At 69.9% G+C, this 15,222-nt stretch carries 15 protein-coding genes; 10 read left to right on the top strand and 5 right to left on the bottom strand.

Annotation, left to right across the window (positions count from 1 at the left end):
- Positions 1-140 precede the first annotated feature (140 nt).
- Genes HF024_RS12680 through HF024_RS12665 form a run of 4 tightly spaced genes read left to right on the top strand, consistent with a single transcriptional unit; the run spans position 141 to position 4,676 of the window.
- Entirely contained in the window at positions 141-836 is a 696-nt protein-coding gene (locus tag HF024_RS12680) for a TetR/AcrR family transcriptional regulator (protein WP_168689768.1), read from the top strand.
- The gene (locus tag HF024_RS12675; protein WP_085371247.1) at positions 833-2,089 is read left to right on the top strand and encodes an MFS transporter; all 1,257 of its coding nucleotides are present in this window, start codon (positions 833-835) and stop codon (positions 2,087-2,089) included. Before HF024_RS12680 ends, HF024_RS12675 begins: the two co-directional genes overlap by 4 nt.
- The gene (locus tag HF024_RS12670) at positions 2,089-3,366 is read left to right on the top strand and encodes an amino acid deaminase/aldolase (RefSeq protein WP_168689767.1); all 1,278 of its coding nucleotides are present in this window, start codon (positions 2,089-2,091) and stop codon (positions 3,364-3,366) included. The genes HF024_RS12675 and HF024_RS12670 overlap by 1 nt, the downstream gene beginning before the upstream one ends.
- Complete coding sequence (locus HF024_RS12665) at positions 3,363-4,676, top strand: D-arabinono-1,4-lactone oxidase (protein WP_168689766.1); 1,314 nt, start codon at positions 3,363-3,365, stop codon at positions 4,674-4,676. The genes HF024_RS12670 and HF024_RS12665 overlap by 4 nt, the downstream gene beginning before the upstream one ends.
- A gap of 540 nt (positions 4,677-5,216) precedes the next feature.
- Here HF024_RS12665 and HF024_RS12660 read toward each other — a convergent pair.
- Genes HF024_RS12660 through HF024_RS12650 form a run of 3 tightly spaced genes read right to left on the bottom strand, consistent with a single transcriptional unit; the run spans position 5,217 to position 7,447 of the window.
- Positions 5,217-5,951 carry an ABC transporter permease gene (locus tag HF024_RS12660; RefSeq protein WP_085371244.1) on the bottom strand — a complete coding sequence of 245 codons (735 nt, stop codon included), beginning with the start codon at positions 5,949-5,951 and terminating at the stop codon, positions 5,217-5,219.
- Complete coding sequence (locus HF024_RS12655) at positions 5,948-6,739, bottom strand: ABC transporter ATP-binding protein (protein ID WP_168690896.1); 792 nt, start codon at positions 6,737-6,739, stop codon at positions 5,948-5,950. The genes HF024_RS12660 and HF024_RS12655 overlap by 4 nt, the downstream gene beginning before the upstream one ends.
- Positions 6,740-6,787: 48 nt before the next feature.
- Positions 6,788-7,447: a TetR family transcriptional regulator gene (locus tag HF024_RS12650; protein WP_247597107.1), complete on the bottom strand. Its 660-nt coding sequence runs from the start codon at positions 7,445-7,447 to the stop codon at positions 6,788-6,790.
- A 153-nt stretch (positions 7,448-7,600) separates the two neighbouring features.
- Here HF024_RS12650 and HF024_RS12645 point away from each other — a divergent pair, with 153 nt between their 5' ends.
- Together HF024_RS12645 and HF024_RS12640 are read left to right on the top strand one after the other, a co-directional pair.
- Complete coding sequence (locus HF024_RS12645) at positions 7,601-8,167, top strand: LemA family protein (RefSeq protein ID WP_055895541.1); 567 nt, start codon at positions 7,601-7,603, stop codon at positions 8,165-8,167.
- Positions 8,168-8,176: 9 nt separating this feature from the next.
- The gene (locus HF024_RS12640; protein ID WP_168689765.1) at positions 8,177-9,079 is read left to right on the top strand and encodes a M48 family metalloprotease; all 903 of its coding nucleotides are present in this window, start codon (positions 8,177-8,179) and stop codon (positions 9,077-9,079) included.
- A 79-nt stretch (positions 9,080-9,158) separates the two neighbouring features.
- Here HF024_RS12640 and HF024_RS12635 read toward each other — a convergent pair whose 3' ends face one another.
- The gene (locus HF024_RS12635) at positions 9,159-9,581 is read right to left on the bottom strand and encodes a hypothetical protein (protein ID WP_085371242.1); all 423 of its coding nucleotides are present in this window, start codon (positions 9,579-9,581) and stop codon (positions 9,159-9,161) included.
- Between the two features lie 127 nt (positions 9,582-9,708).
- The gene (locus HF024_RS12630) at positions 9,709-10,917 is read right to left on the bottom strand and encodes a crosslink repair DNA glycosylase YcaQ family protein (RefSeq protein WP_168689764.1); all 1,209 of its coding nucleotides are present in this window, start codon (positions 10,915-10,917) and stop codon (positions 9,709-9,711) included.
- A 178-nt stretch (positions 10,918-11,095) separates the two neighbouring features.
- Between HF024_RS12630 and HF024_RS12625 the strand changes: the two genes are divergently transcribed.
- The 4 genes from HF024_RS12625 (at position 11,096) to HF024_RS12610 (ending at position 15,110) form a co-directional block, all read left to right on the top strand.
- Positions 11,096-12,235 carry an ABC transporter substrate-binding protein gene (locus tag HF024_RS12625; protein ID WP_168689763.1) on the top strand — a complete coding sequence of 380 codons (1,140 nt, stop codon included), beginning with the start codon at positions 11,096-11,098 and terminating at the stop codon, positions 12,233-12,235.
- Positions 12,214-13,158: an ABC transporter permease gene (locus tag HF024_RS12620; protein WP_168690894.1), complete on the top strand. Its 945-nt coding sequence runs from the start codon at positions 12,214-12,216 to the stop codon at positions 13,156-13,158. Before HF024_RS12625 ends, HF024_RS12620 begins: the two co-directional genes overlap by 22 nt.
- Positions 13,155-13,976 (top strand): ABC transporter permease subunit, encoded by an 822-nt coding sequence (locus HF024_RS12615; protein WP_168689762.1) that lies wholly within the window; start codon positions 13,155-13,157, stop codon positions 13,974-13,976. The genes HF024_RS12620 and HF024_RS12615 overlap by 4 nt, the downstream gene beginning before the upstream one ends.
- Before the next feature lie 102 nt (positions 13,977-14,078).
- A complete protein-coding gene (locus HF024_RS12610) occupies positions 14,079-15,110 on the top strand; it encodes an ABC transporter ATP-binding protein (protein ID WP_247597441.1) in 1,032 nt (343 codons plus the stop codon).
- Positions 15,111-15,222 lie beyond the last annotated feature (112 nt).

Genomic DNA, 15,222 nt, shown 5'->3' with positions numbered 1-15,222 from the left:
CCCGCATTCCACCCCATTTCAGGTGGCGCGCCCCCCTTCTGTCAAACTCCCGAGCCGGATTTACGGCATACTGACAACTGGGTCAACCGTCCCACTCTTCGCGCGAGGATGCGCAAGGAGCCCGCGCTGAGGAGTCCGCCGTGACACGTATCTCCGCCGTGGAACGCCGCACCGCGCTGGTGCAGGCCGCCCTCTCCGTCGTCGCGCGCGACGGCGTGGCCGCCGCGACCACGCGCAGGATCGTCGCGGAGGCCGGGATGTCCCTCGCCAGCTTCCACTACGCCTTCACCTCGCGCGACGAGCTGATGGCCGAACTCGTCAACACGGTGGTCGACGGCGAGCAATCCGCGTTCGCCCCCGTGTTCGAGCAGCAGGTCGCCGAGCAGGATGCCCACGAGCAGGCTGCGCCCCGCGCCGAACCGCCGACGATGCGGGATGCGGTGCGCGCCGGGCTCGAACACTACTTCGCCGCCGTCCGCGCCGACCCCGACCGCGAGAAGGCGATGTTCGAGCTCACCCAGTGGGCGCTCCGCGAACCCGGCTTCGCCCCGCTGGCACGCCGTCAGTACGACCGCTACTTCGAGGTCGCGGAGCGCGCCGTCGTGCAGGCGGCGGCGATCACCGGATGCGCGTGGTCGCGCCCCACCGCAGAGGTCGCGCGCCTGCTCGTCGTCCTCACCGACGGCCTCACCGTCGCCTGGCTCGTCACGCGCGACGACGCGGCGGCCCGGGCCACCATCGACTTCGCCGCCGACGCGGTGGCGACGCTCGCGACACCCAGCGAGAAACCGGCACGTGTCCTGTCCACCCTCGACCCGAACGCAGGAACCCGATGACAGAACTCTCAGCTCCGGCGGTCTTCGCCGAGCCCACCCGCCGGGTCACCGGCCGCTGGATCGCGTTCTTCGCGATCGCCTGGCTCGGCATCTGGATGGCGCAGCTCGCGCCCATCCAGAAGCTGCTGCCCGACCAGGTGCAGAAGCAGCTGGACACCACGTACTGGGTCGACAACGTGGTGGTTTTCGGCATCATCTCGGGCATCTCCGGGGTGTGCGCGATCGTCGCGTACCCGCTCACCGGCGCCCTCTCCGACCGGACCACCAGCCGCTTCGGCCGGCGCAGGCCGTGGATCGCGGCGGGCGCCGTCGTGTTCGCGGTCTCGCTCATCCTGCTCGGGCTTCAGACCTCCATCGTCGGGATCGGCGTGTTCTGGTCGCTCGCGCTCACCGGGTTCTGCATCTTGACCGCTGCCCTCACCGCCACGATCTCCGACCAGGTGCCTGTCGGCCAGCGCGGCTACGTGTCCGGCTGGATCAGCGCCCCGCAGGCCATCGGGATCATCCTCGGCGTCTCGCTCGTCACCTACGTCTTCGTCGGCGCGGTGTTCGGGTACACGGCGATGGCGGTGCTGCTGCTCGTGCTCGTCGTGCCGTTCCTCTTTCTCCCCGACGCCGTGCTCCCTCCGCACCTGCGCCAGCGGATGACGTTCCGCGGGATCGTCGAGAGCCTGTGGATCTCGCCGCGCGAGCATCCCGATTTCGGCTGGACGCTGCTCAGCCGCGTGCTGGTCAACTTCGGCAACGCGTTCGGCACCTCGCTTCTCCTCTACTTCCTGGAGTTCGGGCTGCACGACAAGAACGCCGACGACGACCTGCTCGTCCTCATCCTCATCTACATGGTGTTCGTGATCGTCGCCTCGCTGGTGATGGGCCGCTGGTCGGACAGGATCGGGCGGCGCAAGGCGTTCGTGTTCCTCTCCTCGGCCATCCAGGGCGTCGCGGCGCTGCTGCTGGCGTTCGTGCCGGAGCTGTCGGTGGCGATGGTCGCCGCCGGGCTGCTCGGGCTCGGCTACGGCTGCTTCCTCTCCGTCGACCAGGCGCTCGCCACCCAGGTGCTGCCCGACCCGGAGAACCGGGGGAAGGACCTCGGCATCATGAACATCGCCACCGCCGTCCCCCAGGCGATGGCCCCGTTGATCGGCGCGGGCATCGTCGCTGCGCTCGGCGGTTTCGTCGGGCTGTTCGTCCTCTCCGGCCTGTTCGCGTTCGCGGGTGCTCTCGCGGTCGCACGAGTGAAAGCGGTGCGCTGATGACCTTCTCCATCGACCTCAGCACGAAGCCCACGCCGGCCGAGCGTACCTGGACCACTCCGGATGCGTTCTGGCCGTCCCTGTCGGCCGCGACCGCCAGGCTCGACCCGGCGCTCGCCGTGCTGCACCTGCCGGCGCTGCGGCACAACACCCACGACATGCTGCGCCGGGCCTCCGGCAAGCCGATCAGGGTCGCATCCAAGTCGGTGCGCGTGCGCTCGGTGCTGGACGCGGTGCTCGCGGTCCCCGGATACGCGGGCGTCCTCGCGTACACGCTGCCCGAGGCGCTGTGGCTGGCGGAGGGGACGGACGGGCATCCGCCGATCGAGGATGTGGTGGTCGGCTATCCGACCGCCGACCGCGTGGCCATCGCACGGCTGGCGTACGCCCCCGAGCTGGCGGAACGCGTGACGCTCATGGTCGACTCCGTGGCCCACCTGGACTTCATCGACGCGGTCGTCCCCCCGGCGCAGCGGCAGAGCATCCGGTTGTGCATCGAGTTGGATGCGTCGTGGCTGAGCCCCGTGCTCGGCCACATCGGCGTGTTCCGGTCTCCGTTGCACACGCCGGCCGCCGTGCGCGAGCTGGCGGAGGCGATCGTGCGCCGTCCCGGCTTCACCCTGGTCGGCATGATGGCCTACGAGGCGCAGATCGCCGGGCAGGGCAACAACCCGCCCGGCAGGCCGGCGTGGGGTGCGACGCTGCGCTGGATGCAGAAGAACTCCGGCGCCGAACTGCTCGACCGGCGCGGCCAGGCGGTCGCGGCCGTGCGCGAGATCGCGGACCTCGAGTTCGTGAACGGCGGAGGGACGGGGTCGCTGGAGTTCACGGCGTCGGACGAGTCCGTCACCGAGATCGCCGCGGGGAGCGGACTGTTCGGCGGCTACCTGTTCGATTCGTACGCCGGGTTCCGTCCAGCGCCTGCCGCGTCGTTTGCGCTGTCCGTCGTGCGGCGGCCGGGCCCGGATGTTGCGACCATGCTCGGCGGCGGCTGGATCGCCTCCGGTCCTCCCGGTGCGGACAGGATGCCCAAGATCGAGTGGCCGACCGGGCTGTCGATGGTGGCCAGGGAGATGGCGGGCGAGGTGCAGACGCCCGTCACCGGGGTGGCGGCCGGGGTGATGCGCGTCGGCGACCGGGTGTGGCTGCGGCACACCAAGTCCGGCGAGCTGAGCGAGCACGTCGACGAGTTCCACCTGATCGACGCGGTCGACGGCCGCGCTACCGTGGTCGGAGCGGTCCCCAGCTATCGCGGCGACGGAAAGGTGTTCCTGTGACGGCCACGGGCGCCCTCTGGCGCAACTGGGCCCGCACGGAGCAGGTCCGCCCCACCCGCGTCGAGCGCCCGGCCGACGCCGATGCCGTGCAACGCGCGGTCGCGGCGGCGGCGAGACAGGGGATGCGCGTCAAGGCCGTCGGCGCCGGGCACAGCTTCACCGGCATCGCGGTGGCTCCCGGGGTGCAGCTCGACCTGTCCGCCCTGCGCGGCATCGTCGACGTCGACGTGGAGCGCGGCCGGGTGACGCTCGCGGCGGGCACCCACCTGCACGAGCTGCCCCGGCTGCTGCGCCAGCACGGCCTCGCGCTCGAGAACATGGGCGACATCGACCGGCAGACCATCGCGGGCGCGACCTCCACGGGAACCCACGGCACCGGCGGAGGCTTCGGCGGCCTCGCGACCCAGATCGTCGGCGCCACGCTGGTGACGGGCACGGGCGAGGTGCTGACGGTGAACGAGACCAGTAACGCGGAGCTCTTGCCCGCCGTGCGTCTCGGCCTCGGCGCGCTCGGCGTGCTGGTCGACCTGACCATCCAGTGCGTCCCCGCCTACCTCCTGCAGGCGGTCGAGCGGCCGGAACCGCTGCAGCACACGCTCGACACCTTCCTCGAACGCTCGGCGGCGGAGGACCACTTCGAGTTCTACTGGTTCCCGCACACCGAGACGGCGCTCACCAAGACGAACACGCGGCTTCCGCTCAGCGCGCCCGCTGCACCGCTGCCCGCCTTCGGCCGCTGGGTCGACGACGAGCTGCTCGCCAACGGCCTCTACCGCGGGGTCTGCGCCGTCGGCACGATGGCCCCGGCGATCATCCCGCCGTTCAGCCGCCTGGCGCAGAAGCTCACCGGCAACCGGGACTTCACCGACATCTCTCCCCGCGTCTTCGTGACCAACCGCACCGTGCGCTTCCGCGAGATGGAGTACGCGATCCCGCGGGAGGCGGTGCCCGGCGCCCTCGCCGAAGTCAAGGCGCTGATCGAGCGGCGCGGCTGGCGCATCTCGTTCCCGGTCGAGGTGCGCTCCGCCGCCGCGGACGACAACTGGCTGTCGACGGCCTACGGACGTGAGACCGGATACATCGCCGTGCACCGCTACTACCGCGAGGACTCGACGGAGTACTTCGCGGCGGTGGAGGAGATCATGATGGCGCACGACGGCCGCCCGCACTGGGGCAAGCTGCACACCAGGCACGCCGAGTCGCTGCGCGCGACGTATCCGCGGTTCGACGACTTCCTGGCCGTGCGCGACCGGCTGGATCCGGAGCGCCGCTTCGAGAACGTGTACCTGCGGCGGGTGCTGGGGGAGTGACCGGTGGATGCGCGGTGTCCCCAAAGCGGGTGCCGCGTGTCCAGGGGACGGCCCGGTGAGGAAGCCTCGGATTTCCGCGTGATTCCGCGGAAAACGCCGTGATTTCGGCGATCTGCGGTGGTCGATGGGGTGACGCGTGTGACTCGTGTGACGGGCGTGATTCTTGACACGTCCTCATTTCCCTGGAAAACTCCCTGCTAGCTGTGAATCGCCTGTGAGTTGTTGAGAATAATTCATCTTCAGGGAGCCCGCCGATGTCCGACCGCATCACCCGTTCCGCCCGCCCCATCGCACGCTTCGGCCCCGCGCTCGCCGCGGTCGCGCCGTTCTCCACCCCGGGGGTCCCTGCCCCGGTGCAACGCTCGTGCTGACCCCATCGGGAAACTGGGGTCGTCCCTAGCCGAGCTCTGACGGCATCCGTCCGACCACGGATGCCGCCAGCGAAACGATCGCGGCGTCGACCGCCTCCGGTGTCGGGCACTCGGAGGCGTCGGCGCCGCGTCGTCGTTCCCGCCGAGGTCGCCCGTCGATCGCCTCTGCTCAGGCGGTGCGGCGCTGGAGGGTGAGGGAGCCGAAGACGATCGCGGCCAGTGCGAACGCGCCGATGATGAGCAGCTGGCCGCCCACATACGCGGCGTCGTGCGTGTCGTTCGCCACCGCGTTCAGCGCGTCGATGGCGTGCGAGAGCGGGAGCCAGTCGCTGATGATGTGCAGCGCATCCGGCAGCTGGTCGCGCGGGATGAAGATGCCACCGAGCAGGATCTGCGGGAACACCAGCGCCGGCATGAACTGCACCACCTGGAACTCCGTGCGGGCGAACGCACTCACAAACAGGCCGAGCGTGGTGCCGAGGATCGCGTCGGCGAGCGCCACCGCGACCAGCAGCCACACGCTGCCCTTGATGTCGAGCCCGCACACCCACACGGCGTACGCCACGGCGACCAGCGTCTGCACCACGGCCAGCAGCCCGAACGCGAGCGTGTATCCCAGGATGAAGTCCGCCTTGCCGAGCGGCATCGACAGCAGGCGTTCCAGGGTGCCGGTGCGCCGCTCGCGCAGTGTGGTGATGCTCGTCACCAGGAACATCACGATGAACGGGAACAGCGCGAGCATCGCCGGGCCGATGGTCGAGAACACGCCGGTGTCCGTGAAGATCCAGGCGACCAGTCCGATCAGCAGGCTCGGCACCACCACGAGCAGGGCGATGGTGCGCGGGTCGTGCCGGATCTGCGTCAGCACGCGGCCGGCGGTGGCGATGGTGCGGGTGCCGTTCATCGCTCGCCCCCGTCGGCCTTTGTCCCGGTGTTCGGTGCATCCGGTGCATCCGGCGCATCCGGGAGGGCGTGCTTGGGATGGCGGCGTCGGATCAGTGCCAGGAACGCGCCCTCCGCATCCTCTGCCCCCGTCGACGCGAGCAGGGAGGCGGGCGTCTCGTCGGCGAGGATCGCCCCGTCGCGCATCAGCAGCAGCCGGTCGCAGCGGCTGGCCTCGTCCATCACGTGGCTCGAGATGAGCAGGCTGGTGCCCGCGTCGGCGAGCCGGTGGAACAGCTCCCACAGCTCTACGCGGAGGAGGGGGTCGAGGCCGACCGTCGGCTCGTCGAGCACGAGCAGATCCGGGGCGCCGAGCAGTGCGGCGGCGAGCGAGACCCTGCTGCGCTGGCCGCCGGAGAGGGTGGAGACCAGCTGGCCGGCGTTGGCGCCGAGGTCGGTCGCCTCGATGGCGCGGTCCACATCGGCCTTCGCCGCACCGAGGATGCGCCGGAAGTATGTGAGGTTCTGCTGCACCGTGAGGTCGTCGTAGACGCTCGCGGCCTGCGTCACGTAGCCGACGCGGTGGCGGAGCCCGGGCGATCCAGCCGGCTCGCCCAGCACCTCGACGGTGCCGCCCGCCACCCGCTGCACACCCACGATGGAGCGCATCAGGGTGGTCTTGCCGCAGCCACTCGGCCCGAGCAGCCCGACCACCTCGCCGCGCGGGATGCGCAGGGTCAGCCCGTCCAGGATCGTCGCTTTCCCGCGGCGCACCGTGAGGCCGTCGACGGAGACCGCGCTGGCCGCCATATTCATCATGTGATGAATTATTCGCTCCGAGCCCCGGCGCGTCAAGGACTACGGCAGTTGCTGCGTCCCAGGGCTCCCCGGAAGCACCGTGCCGCCCTGTACATCCCCGAACAGATGCCACTGGATCACCGGCCCGATGCGCCGGGCGAGCTCGTCGGCGTCGGCGTGCGCCACCGGCTCCAGCTTGAGCACGAACCGGGTGAGCATCAGCCCCACCAGCTGGGATGCGGCCAGATTGGCCCGCAGATCGGCGTCGTCTCCTCCGGCCAGGGCGGCGAGCCGCACGAACACCTCCCTGGTCAGGAACTCCTTGAGCATCCTGCTGCCCGGCCCGCTGCCGAGGGCCGTGCGGAGGATCGCCACGATGCGCGCCTGCGACCGGGCGTCGTCGAGCTGCCGCACCAGCAGCCGCACGATCGAGGCGCCGACCTCCTCGCGCGGACCGGCGAGGATCACGCCCAGGATGCGGTCGGGCCGCAGCGGTGCATCCAGCGACGCGGTGAACAGGTCGGCCTTGTCGTCGAAGTAGTGGTGGACCAGCGCCGAGTCCACTCCGGCCCTCCGTGCGATGGCCCGCAGCGACGCCGCGTCGTAGCCGCGCTCGGCGAACTCCTCCGTCGCCGCCTTCAGGATGGCGGACTTGGCGGAGGCGCCGTCCCGCTGCTTGCGGGGACGGCCCCGACCGCGACGTTCGGCGACCTCACTCACCTGCCCATTGTGCACCCGGCGGAGCGGCGCCTGCCGAACCGCACCATGCTTGCTTTGAGAGTGGTGGGAACGCGGTGAGAGCGTCGCGGGCCGCCGTTAGGATGGGATCTGCGCCCAGTCGTCACGCGCCAGGACACCAAGGAGTACCCGAAAATGGAATGGCTCATCCCGGTCATCATCGTCGTCGTGATCGTCGCGATCATCGGGATCTACCTGTGGGCCACCTACAACTCGCTGGTGACTCTCAAGGTCCGCGTCGACGAGGCGTGGAGCGACATCACGGTGCAGCTCAAGCGTCGTGCCGACCTCATCCCCAACCTCATCGAGACGGTCAAGGGCTATGCGGCGCACGAGAAGGGCGTCTTCGAGTCCGTCACGCAGGCCCGCGCAGAGACGCTGTCCGCGCAGGGACCGGCCGAGGCATCCGTGGCCGAGGGTCACATGCAGAGCGCGCTGAAGAGCATCTTCGCGGTCGCCGAGGCATACCCGCAGCTGCAGGCGAGCCAGAACTTCCTGCGCCTGCAGGCCGACCTGGTCGACACCGAGGACAAGATCCAGGCCTCGCGCCGGTTCTACAACGGCGGAGTCCGCGAACTCAACACCAAGATCAAGGTGTTCCCGAACAACATCTTCGCCAAGCGCATGGGCTTCACGGAGCGCGACTTCTTCGAGGTCAGCGACCTCGCTGCGATCGCGGAGCCCCCGCGCGTCCAGTTCTAGCGGGCGGCGATGTATAGGGCGATAGCCAGGAACAAGCGCAATACGGTCTTCACGATCCTGCTGTTCCTGATCATCATCGGCGGCCTCGGCTGGCTCGCGAGCTTCATCTACCAGAGCTACACGATCCTGTGGGTCGTGGTCATCGGCGCCGTGCTCTACGCGGTGGTGCAGTACTTCCTGGCGAGCAGCCAGGCGCTGAGCATGTCGGGCGCCATCCCGATCACCAAGGCCGACAACCCGCGCCTGTGGAACATCGTCGAGAACCTGTCGATCACCACGGGCACGCCGATGCCGGCGGTCTACGTCGTCAACGACCCGGCGCCCAACGCGTTCGCCACCGGGCGTGACCCCGAGCACGCGTCGGTGGCGGCCACCACGGGGCTGCTCGACATCATGACCGACGCCGAACTCGAAGGCGTCATGGCGCACGAGCTGGGGCACGTCCGCAACTACGACATCCGGCTGTCGATGATCGTGTTCGGCCTCACGGTCGCCATCGGCTTCATCGCCGACATCTTCCTCCGCATGGCGTTCTTCGGCGGCATGGGCAACCGCAACATCAACAACAACGGCGGCGGAGGAGGCGGAAACCCGGTCATCCTGGTCTTCGGCCTCATCGCCGCGATCATCGCCCCGCTGGTCGCCACCCTGGTGCAGCTGGCGGTCTCCCGTCAGCGCGAATACCTCGCAGACGCCACGGGCGCGATGACCACCCGGCACCCGGATGCGCTGGCCAGCGCCCTGCTCAAGCTCGAGGCATACGGCCGCCCGATGCAGAAGCAGAACTCGTCGATGGCGCACCTCTGGATCGCCAACCCGCTGAAGCCCAGCCTGATGAGTCGCCTGTTCAGCACCCACCCGCCCATCCCCGAGCGCGTCGACCGCCTCGAGAAAATGGGCTCCACCTTCTAGAAAATCGAGCCGGGACTTCTGCACGCGACACGCCGCGCGGCGCGTGCACAAGTCCCGGCTCGATTGCTGCGGGATGGCGTCAGTCGAGCTCGGCGGTGCCCGCGTAGCGGTACGGGATGCGCGTGGACGACAGGCGCGGCGCATCCACCGGGTGCCACAGGGTGCCGACGTTCTGGCCGTCGACGGTGGAGACGTCGCGGATCGGATCGGCGGGCTGACCGTCGATGTAGCTCTGCACGACCTCCGCGTAGACGGTGTCGTCCGGGTTCAGGAGCACGGCGACGTAGTGGTCGGAGGCCCGCACCTCGGAGGCGGGCACCCAGGTGCTCCCGTCGAACTGCACCATCGTGCTGCCGTCCTGGGCACCGCCCGGTCTGACTCCGGTGACGAACCCGTCCACCCAGCGGTCGCCGTCGCGATACGCGTAGAGCTCGCGCATCGGCGATTCGAAGTCGGCCTCATCGGCCCCGGCAGCATCCAGATACTCCAGCGGTGAACTCATGCCCGCACCCTACGCCTGCCCGCCGCCCGTCCCCAAGCAATCGAGTCTGGACTTGTGCACGCTCGCGTCGGCGTGTCGCGTGCATAAGTCCGGACTCGATTGCGTGGGAGCGGGACGGGGCGGCCGGTCAGAGGGCGGCGGCGAGCAGCGGGGCGAGGTCGCCGCGGTGCGGGGCGGTGACGGCGACGTCGTCGAGGCCCTGCCAGGCGGCGGTCGTGCGCAGCAGCGGCACCAGGCGCTCGACCGTCTCGGCGGGAGCGCCCGGCTCCGACCACGCCGACTGCACGCGCAGGATGCGCGCCTGCCGGTCGCTCTTCAGGTCGATGCGGCCCACCACGCGGTCGTCGAGCAGGATCGGCAGCGTGTAGTAGCCGAAGATCCGCTTCTCCGCCGGGGTGTAGATCTCGATGCGGTAGTGGAAGTCGAACATGCGCAGCGCCCGGTCGCGGTACCAGACCACGGGGTCGAACGGCGAGAGCAGGGCGGTCGCCGACACGCTGCGGGGGAGCCGCGCATCCCGGTGCAGCCAGGTCTTCTCCGGCCGTCCGTTGCGCTCCCAGCCGCCGACCGTCACCGGGATCAGCTCCCCGGCGTCCTCCAGCTCCTGGATGGCCGCCACGGCCGGCGCGCGCTTGATGCGGTAGTAGTCGCCCAGGTCGCCCGCCGTGCCGATGCCGTGGGCCACGGCGGAGCGGCGGATGAGCTCGCGGACCGCATCCGGAGTCGTCACCGTGGTGTCGAGCACCGACGAGGGCAGTACGTCCTCCGCGAGCGCGTACCTCCGCTGGAACCGGGTGCGCCCGGCCACGGCCACCTCGCCGAACAGGAAGAGGAACTCGAGCGCCCGCTTCACGTCCGACCAGCCCCACCACGGGCCGGCCCGCTTGTTGGCGTCGTGCTCGATCTCGCCGGCGACGAGCGGCCCGCGCGACGCGAGCTCGGTGCGCAGCCAGTCGACCGTGGAGGCGTTCCGCTGATACCAGCTGTCCGGGTCCGTGCCGTAGCGCTCGCGGTACGCCGCCATCCGCCACCGGAACAGCGGCCAGTCCTCGCGCCGGATGAACCCGGCCTCGTGCGGCCAGTATTCGGTGTGCGGCGATTTCGCCGCGAACGTCAGCCTGTCGAGCAGCGTCTTGTCGTAGGCGCCGACCCGCGCGAACACCGGCAGGTAGTGGCTGCGCTCGAACACGTTGACCGAGTCGATCTGCAGCAGGTTGATGCGGTCGATCACCCCGTTGAGCTGCCGTGTTCCGACGGTCGATGGATGCGGGCGGCCGAACCCCTGCGCGGCCAGGGCGATGCGCCGTGCGAGCGCGGGGGAGACCTTTTCAACCACACCGTCGACCATAGCGGGAACCGCGGACAGTCCTTTCCCGGCCGTTCACTTTCCGTCCATCGACGGCACCCCGACCGGTCGAACGACCGCCATACGTTTGCACCGGCCCGGATGGGAATCCGTGTGTCCCGCGACCGAACGCGGGACGACCACCCTGGCACCCCACACTGGAGGAACTGTGACCATCAAGCGCGCACGCGTCGCCGGCCTTGCCGCCGCGGCCACCGTCGTCGCACTCTCGCTCGCCGCCTGCACCGGCGGGGCGAACGCAGCAGACCCGACATCGTCGAAGGACATCGCGACCGCTGCCGACGCGAAGGCTGCCGGCGGCATGGATGCGCTCGTCGCCGCCGCGAAGAAGGAGGGCACCCTCAACATCATCGCGACGCCGGGCGACTGGGCGAACTACCAGGAGATCTTCGACGGCTTCACCAAGAAGTACGGCATCACGATCAACCCCAGCCAGGACAGCGCATCCAGCCAGGAGGAGATCGACGCGGCCAAGAAGCTCAAGGGCCAGGACACCGCTCCGGACACCTTCGACATCGGCTCGTCCGTCGCCCTCGCCAACACCGAGTACTTCGCGCCGTACAAGCCCACCGGCTGGGACGACATCCCGGCCAACGAGAAGGAGTCCACCGGGCTCTGGAAGGTCGGGTACTACGGCGTGATGGCCGTCGGCTACGACGCCAACAAGATCAAGAAGGCTCCGAAGAGCCTCGACGACCTGCTCGTCTCCGAGTACAAGGGCGCCGTCGCACTGAACGGCAACCCCACGCAGGCGGCAGCAGCTGCCGGCGCCGTCGCGTTCGCCGACCTGCAGGCGGGCGGCACCCTCGACGACCTCAAGCCGGGCGTCGACTGGTTCGCCAAGCTGAAGAAGGCGGGCAACTGGAACGCCGCGGACGGCAAGCCGAACACCATCGCCTCCGGCGAGACCCCGGTGCTGCTCGACTGGTCGTTCAACCAGAAGGGCTACACCAACTCCGACACCATCAAGGGCGGTGGCGTGAACTGGAAGTACACCGTGCTTCCCGGCACCGCGTACGTCGGCTACTACAACCAGGCCATCAACAAGGACGCCCCGCACCCCGCGGCCGCGCGCCTCTGGGAGGAGTACCTCTACAGCGACGCCGCCCAGAACGCGTGGCTGAAGGGCGGGGCGTACCCGGCCCGCGTGGATGCGATGGAGAAGGCCGGCACGCTGAACAAGGCCGACTTCCCCGGCAAGCTCGACAAGACCGCCGTCATGACGGACAAGCAGGCCACCGACGCCGGAACCCTGCTCAACGCCACCTGGGCGAACGCGGTCGGCTAATGACCGAAACGGTCGGCGCTGCTGCGCCGCCGCTGGAGCGCGACGGCGCCGGGGAGACCCGGCGCCTGTCGCTGCCCAGGGGCCTTCCCGCGATCCTCGGCCTCACGCCGTTCGCGTTCTATGTCGTCGTCTTCCTCGCCGTCCCGACGGTGATCGCGGTCGGCAGCGGGTTCGTGGATGCGGACGGCCGCTTCACCTGGGCGAACATCACCGGCCTCGCCGAGCCCGCGATCTTCGGCTCGTTCGTCGGCGCCTTCTTTCTCTCCGCGGTCACCGCGGTGGTGGGCGCAGTCGCCGGAGCGGCCCTCTGCTTCGCCATGCTGCGCTCGCGCCCGGGCGGTGCCACCCGCTCGCTGGTCGACTCGGCCAGCAGCGTGCTCGCCCAGTTCGGCGGCGTGATGCTCGCGTTCGCGTTCATCGCGACCATCGGCGCCCAGGGCCTCGTGACCGTGCTGCTGCGCAATCAGTTCCACATCAACATCTACGAGAACGGCGTCTGGCTCTACACGGTGCCCGGCCTTATCCTGCCGTACCTCTACTTCCAGATCCCGCTCATGGTCATCATGTTCATGCCGGCGCTGGAAGGCCTGAAGCCGCAGTGGCTGGAGGCGAACGCGACCCTCGGGGGAAGCCGCGCCACCTACTGGTTCCGGGTGGGCATCCCGGTGCTGCTCCCGTCGTTCCTCGGCAGCCTGCTGCTGCTGTTCGCGAACGCGTTCTCGTCGTACGCCACCGCGGCGGCGCTCGTCGGGCAGGCCAACAACATCGTCTCCCTGCAGATCCGCCAGGCCCTCATCTCCGAGACCGTCCTCGGCCGCGCCAACCTCGCCGGCGCGATGTCGCTCGGGATGCTCGTGGTGATGATCGTCGTCATGCTCGGATACTCCGCGCTCGCCTCCCGCACCGCCCGGTGGCAGCGATGAGCCGCCGCGCGGCCCCGGCGCTGCGCTTCGGTCCCGGCCCGGTCACGCGCACGGTCATCTGGGTGATCTTCGGCCTGTTCTTCCTCATCCCGCTGTTCTCGATGGTGGAGTTCACCCTCCGCACGGCGAAGCCCGGCGTGTACAACATCGACAGGTGGGTGCTCGTCTTCAGCGGCGAGACCACCCGCTACGACCGGATCTACCAGGGTCTCGGCAACTCGCTGGTCCTCGCCGTCGTCACGGTGGCGATCGTGCTGCTCGTGCTGCTGCCGACGATGATCCTGGTGGAGCTGCGCATCCCGAAGCTGCGGCGCGCACTGGAACTGGTGTGCCTGCTGCCCATCGTGATCCCCGCGATCGTGCTGGTGGTGGGCCTCGCGCCGACGTACGCCGCCGTCACCCAGCTGTTCGGGTCGGGCACCTGGACCCTCGCCTTCGCGTACGGCATCCTGGTGCTGCCGTATGCGTACCGCGCCATCCAGAGCAACATCGCGGCGATCGACGTGGTCACCCTCAGCGAGGCCGGCCGTTCGCTCGGCGCGGGCTGGCTGAGCGTGCTGCTGCGCATCCTGGTGCCGAACCTGCGCCGCGGCATCCTCGCCGCGAGCGTGCTCTCGGTGGCGGTCGTGCTGGGCGAGTTCACCATCGCGTCGCTCCTCAGCAGGGTGAACCTGCAGACGGCGCTGCTGCTGGTGTCGCAGTCCGACCCGTTCGTCGCGGTCATCTTCGCGCTGCTCGCGCTGGTGTTCGCGTTCCTCCTCCTCTTCGTCGTCGACCGTCTCGTGACGGCCGGGCGACGCCGCCCAGCGAAAGGCTGACCCGTGTCCGCACCCGAAACGTCCGTCCTTCCCGCCGCCGCGGGAGCCGCATCCGGTGTCGCCGCATCCGGTGTCGCCGCTTCCGGCGACCTCGGCAGCACCGTGGAGCTGCGCTCCGTCGTGCGCGACTTCGGCGGAGGGGCCGGCCTCGCCGGTCTCAGCCTCAGCGCCAGGCCCGGAGAGCTGATCGCCCTGCTCGGTCCGAGCGGCTGCGGGAAGACCACGGCCCTCCGCGCCCTCGCCGGGCTCGAACGCGTCGACTCCGGCAGCATCCTGATCGACGGCGACGACGTCACCGACCAGCCGACCAACCGCCGCGACCTCGGCATGGTCTTCCAGTCGTACTCGCTCTTCCCGCACCTCACCTCCGGCCAGAACGTCGAGTTCGGGCTCCGGATGCGCAAAGTCTCCTCGGCAGACCGCCGCCGCCGCGCCGCGGAAGCCCTCGACCTCGTCGGCCTCGACCACCACGCCGACCGCTACGCGCACCAGCTCTCCGGCGGCCAGCAGCAGCGCGTCGCCCTCGCCAGGGCGCTCGTGACCCGCCCCCGCGTGCTCCTCCTCGACGAGCCGCTGTCCGCTCTGGATGCGAAGGTCAGGGTGCAGCTGCGCGACGAGATCCGGCGCATCCAGACCGAGCTCGGCATCACCACGTTCTTCGTGACGCACGATCAGGAGGAGGCGCTCGCCGTCGCCGACAGGGTGGCCGTGATGCGCGCGGGCGACATCGAGCAGATCGGCGAGCCGGAAGAGCTCTACCGCCGCCCGGCCTCCGCATTCGTCGCAGAGTTCGTCGGCCTCACCAACCGCGTGCGCGGCACCGTCATCGGCGGCGAGCTGACCGTGTTCGGGATGCGCCTCCCGCTCGTCACCCCGTCGCCCGACGGCCCCGTGACCGTCTACCTCCGCCCGGAGGACGTGCTCTTCTCCGGACCGTCCGCCGCCGCGGCGGGCCCCGTCCTCCCCGGCGTCGTGCTCACCACCAGCTTCCTCGGCGCCCTCCGCCGCACCAGGGTGCGCCTCGACGACGGCACCGAGCTGGCGGTGCAGCACGAGACGCGCCACGCCCCGGCGCCGGGCGAGCGCATCCACGTGTCGCTGGCGGGGACGCCGGTGACGGTGGGGGAGGCGTAGGGGGGAACGTGTCGCTGGCGGGTGACCGTGGCCAATCCCTCCACAGCTGGGCGCATCCTGTGGGTTGCCAACAGCGCGCGTCAACCCGCTGGACCGGCGCCGGTGCGCGCCT

The sequence above is a fragment of the Leifsonia sp. PS1209 genome (genome assembly GCF_012317045.1).
Taxonomy (GTDB): Bacteria; Actinomycetota; Actinomycetes; order Actinomycetales; family Microbacteriaceae; genus Leifsonia.
The sequence above is the reverse complement of the archived record's forward strand: the minus strand, read 5'-3'. Positions and strand labels throughout refer to the sequence as shown.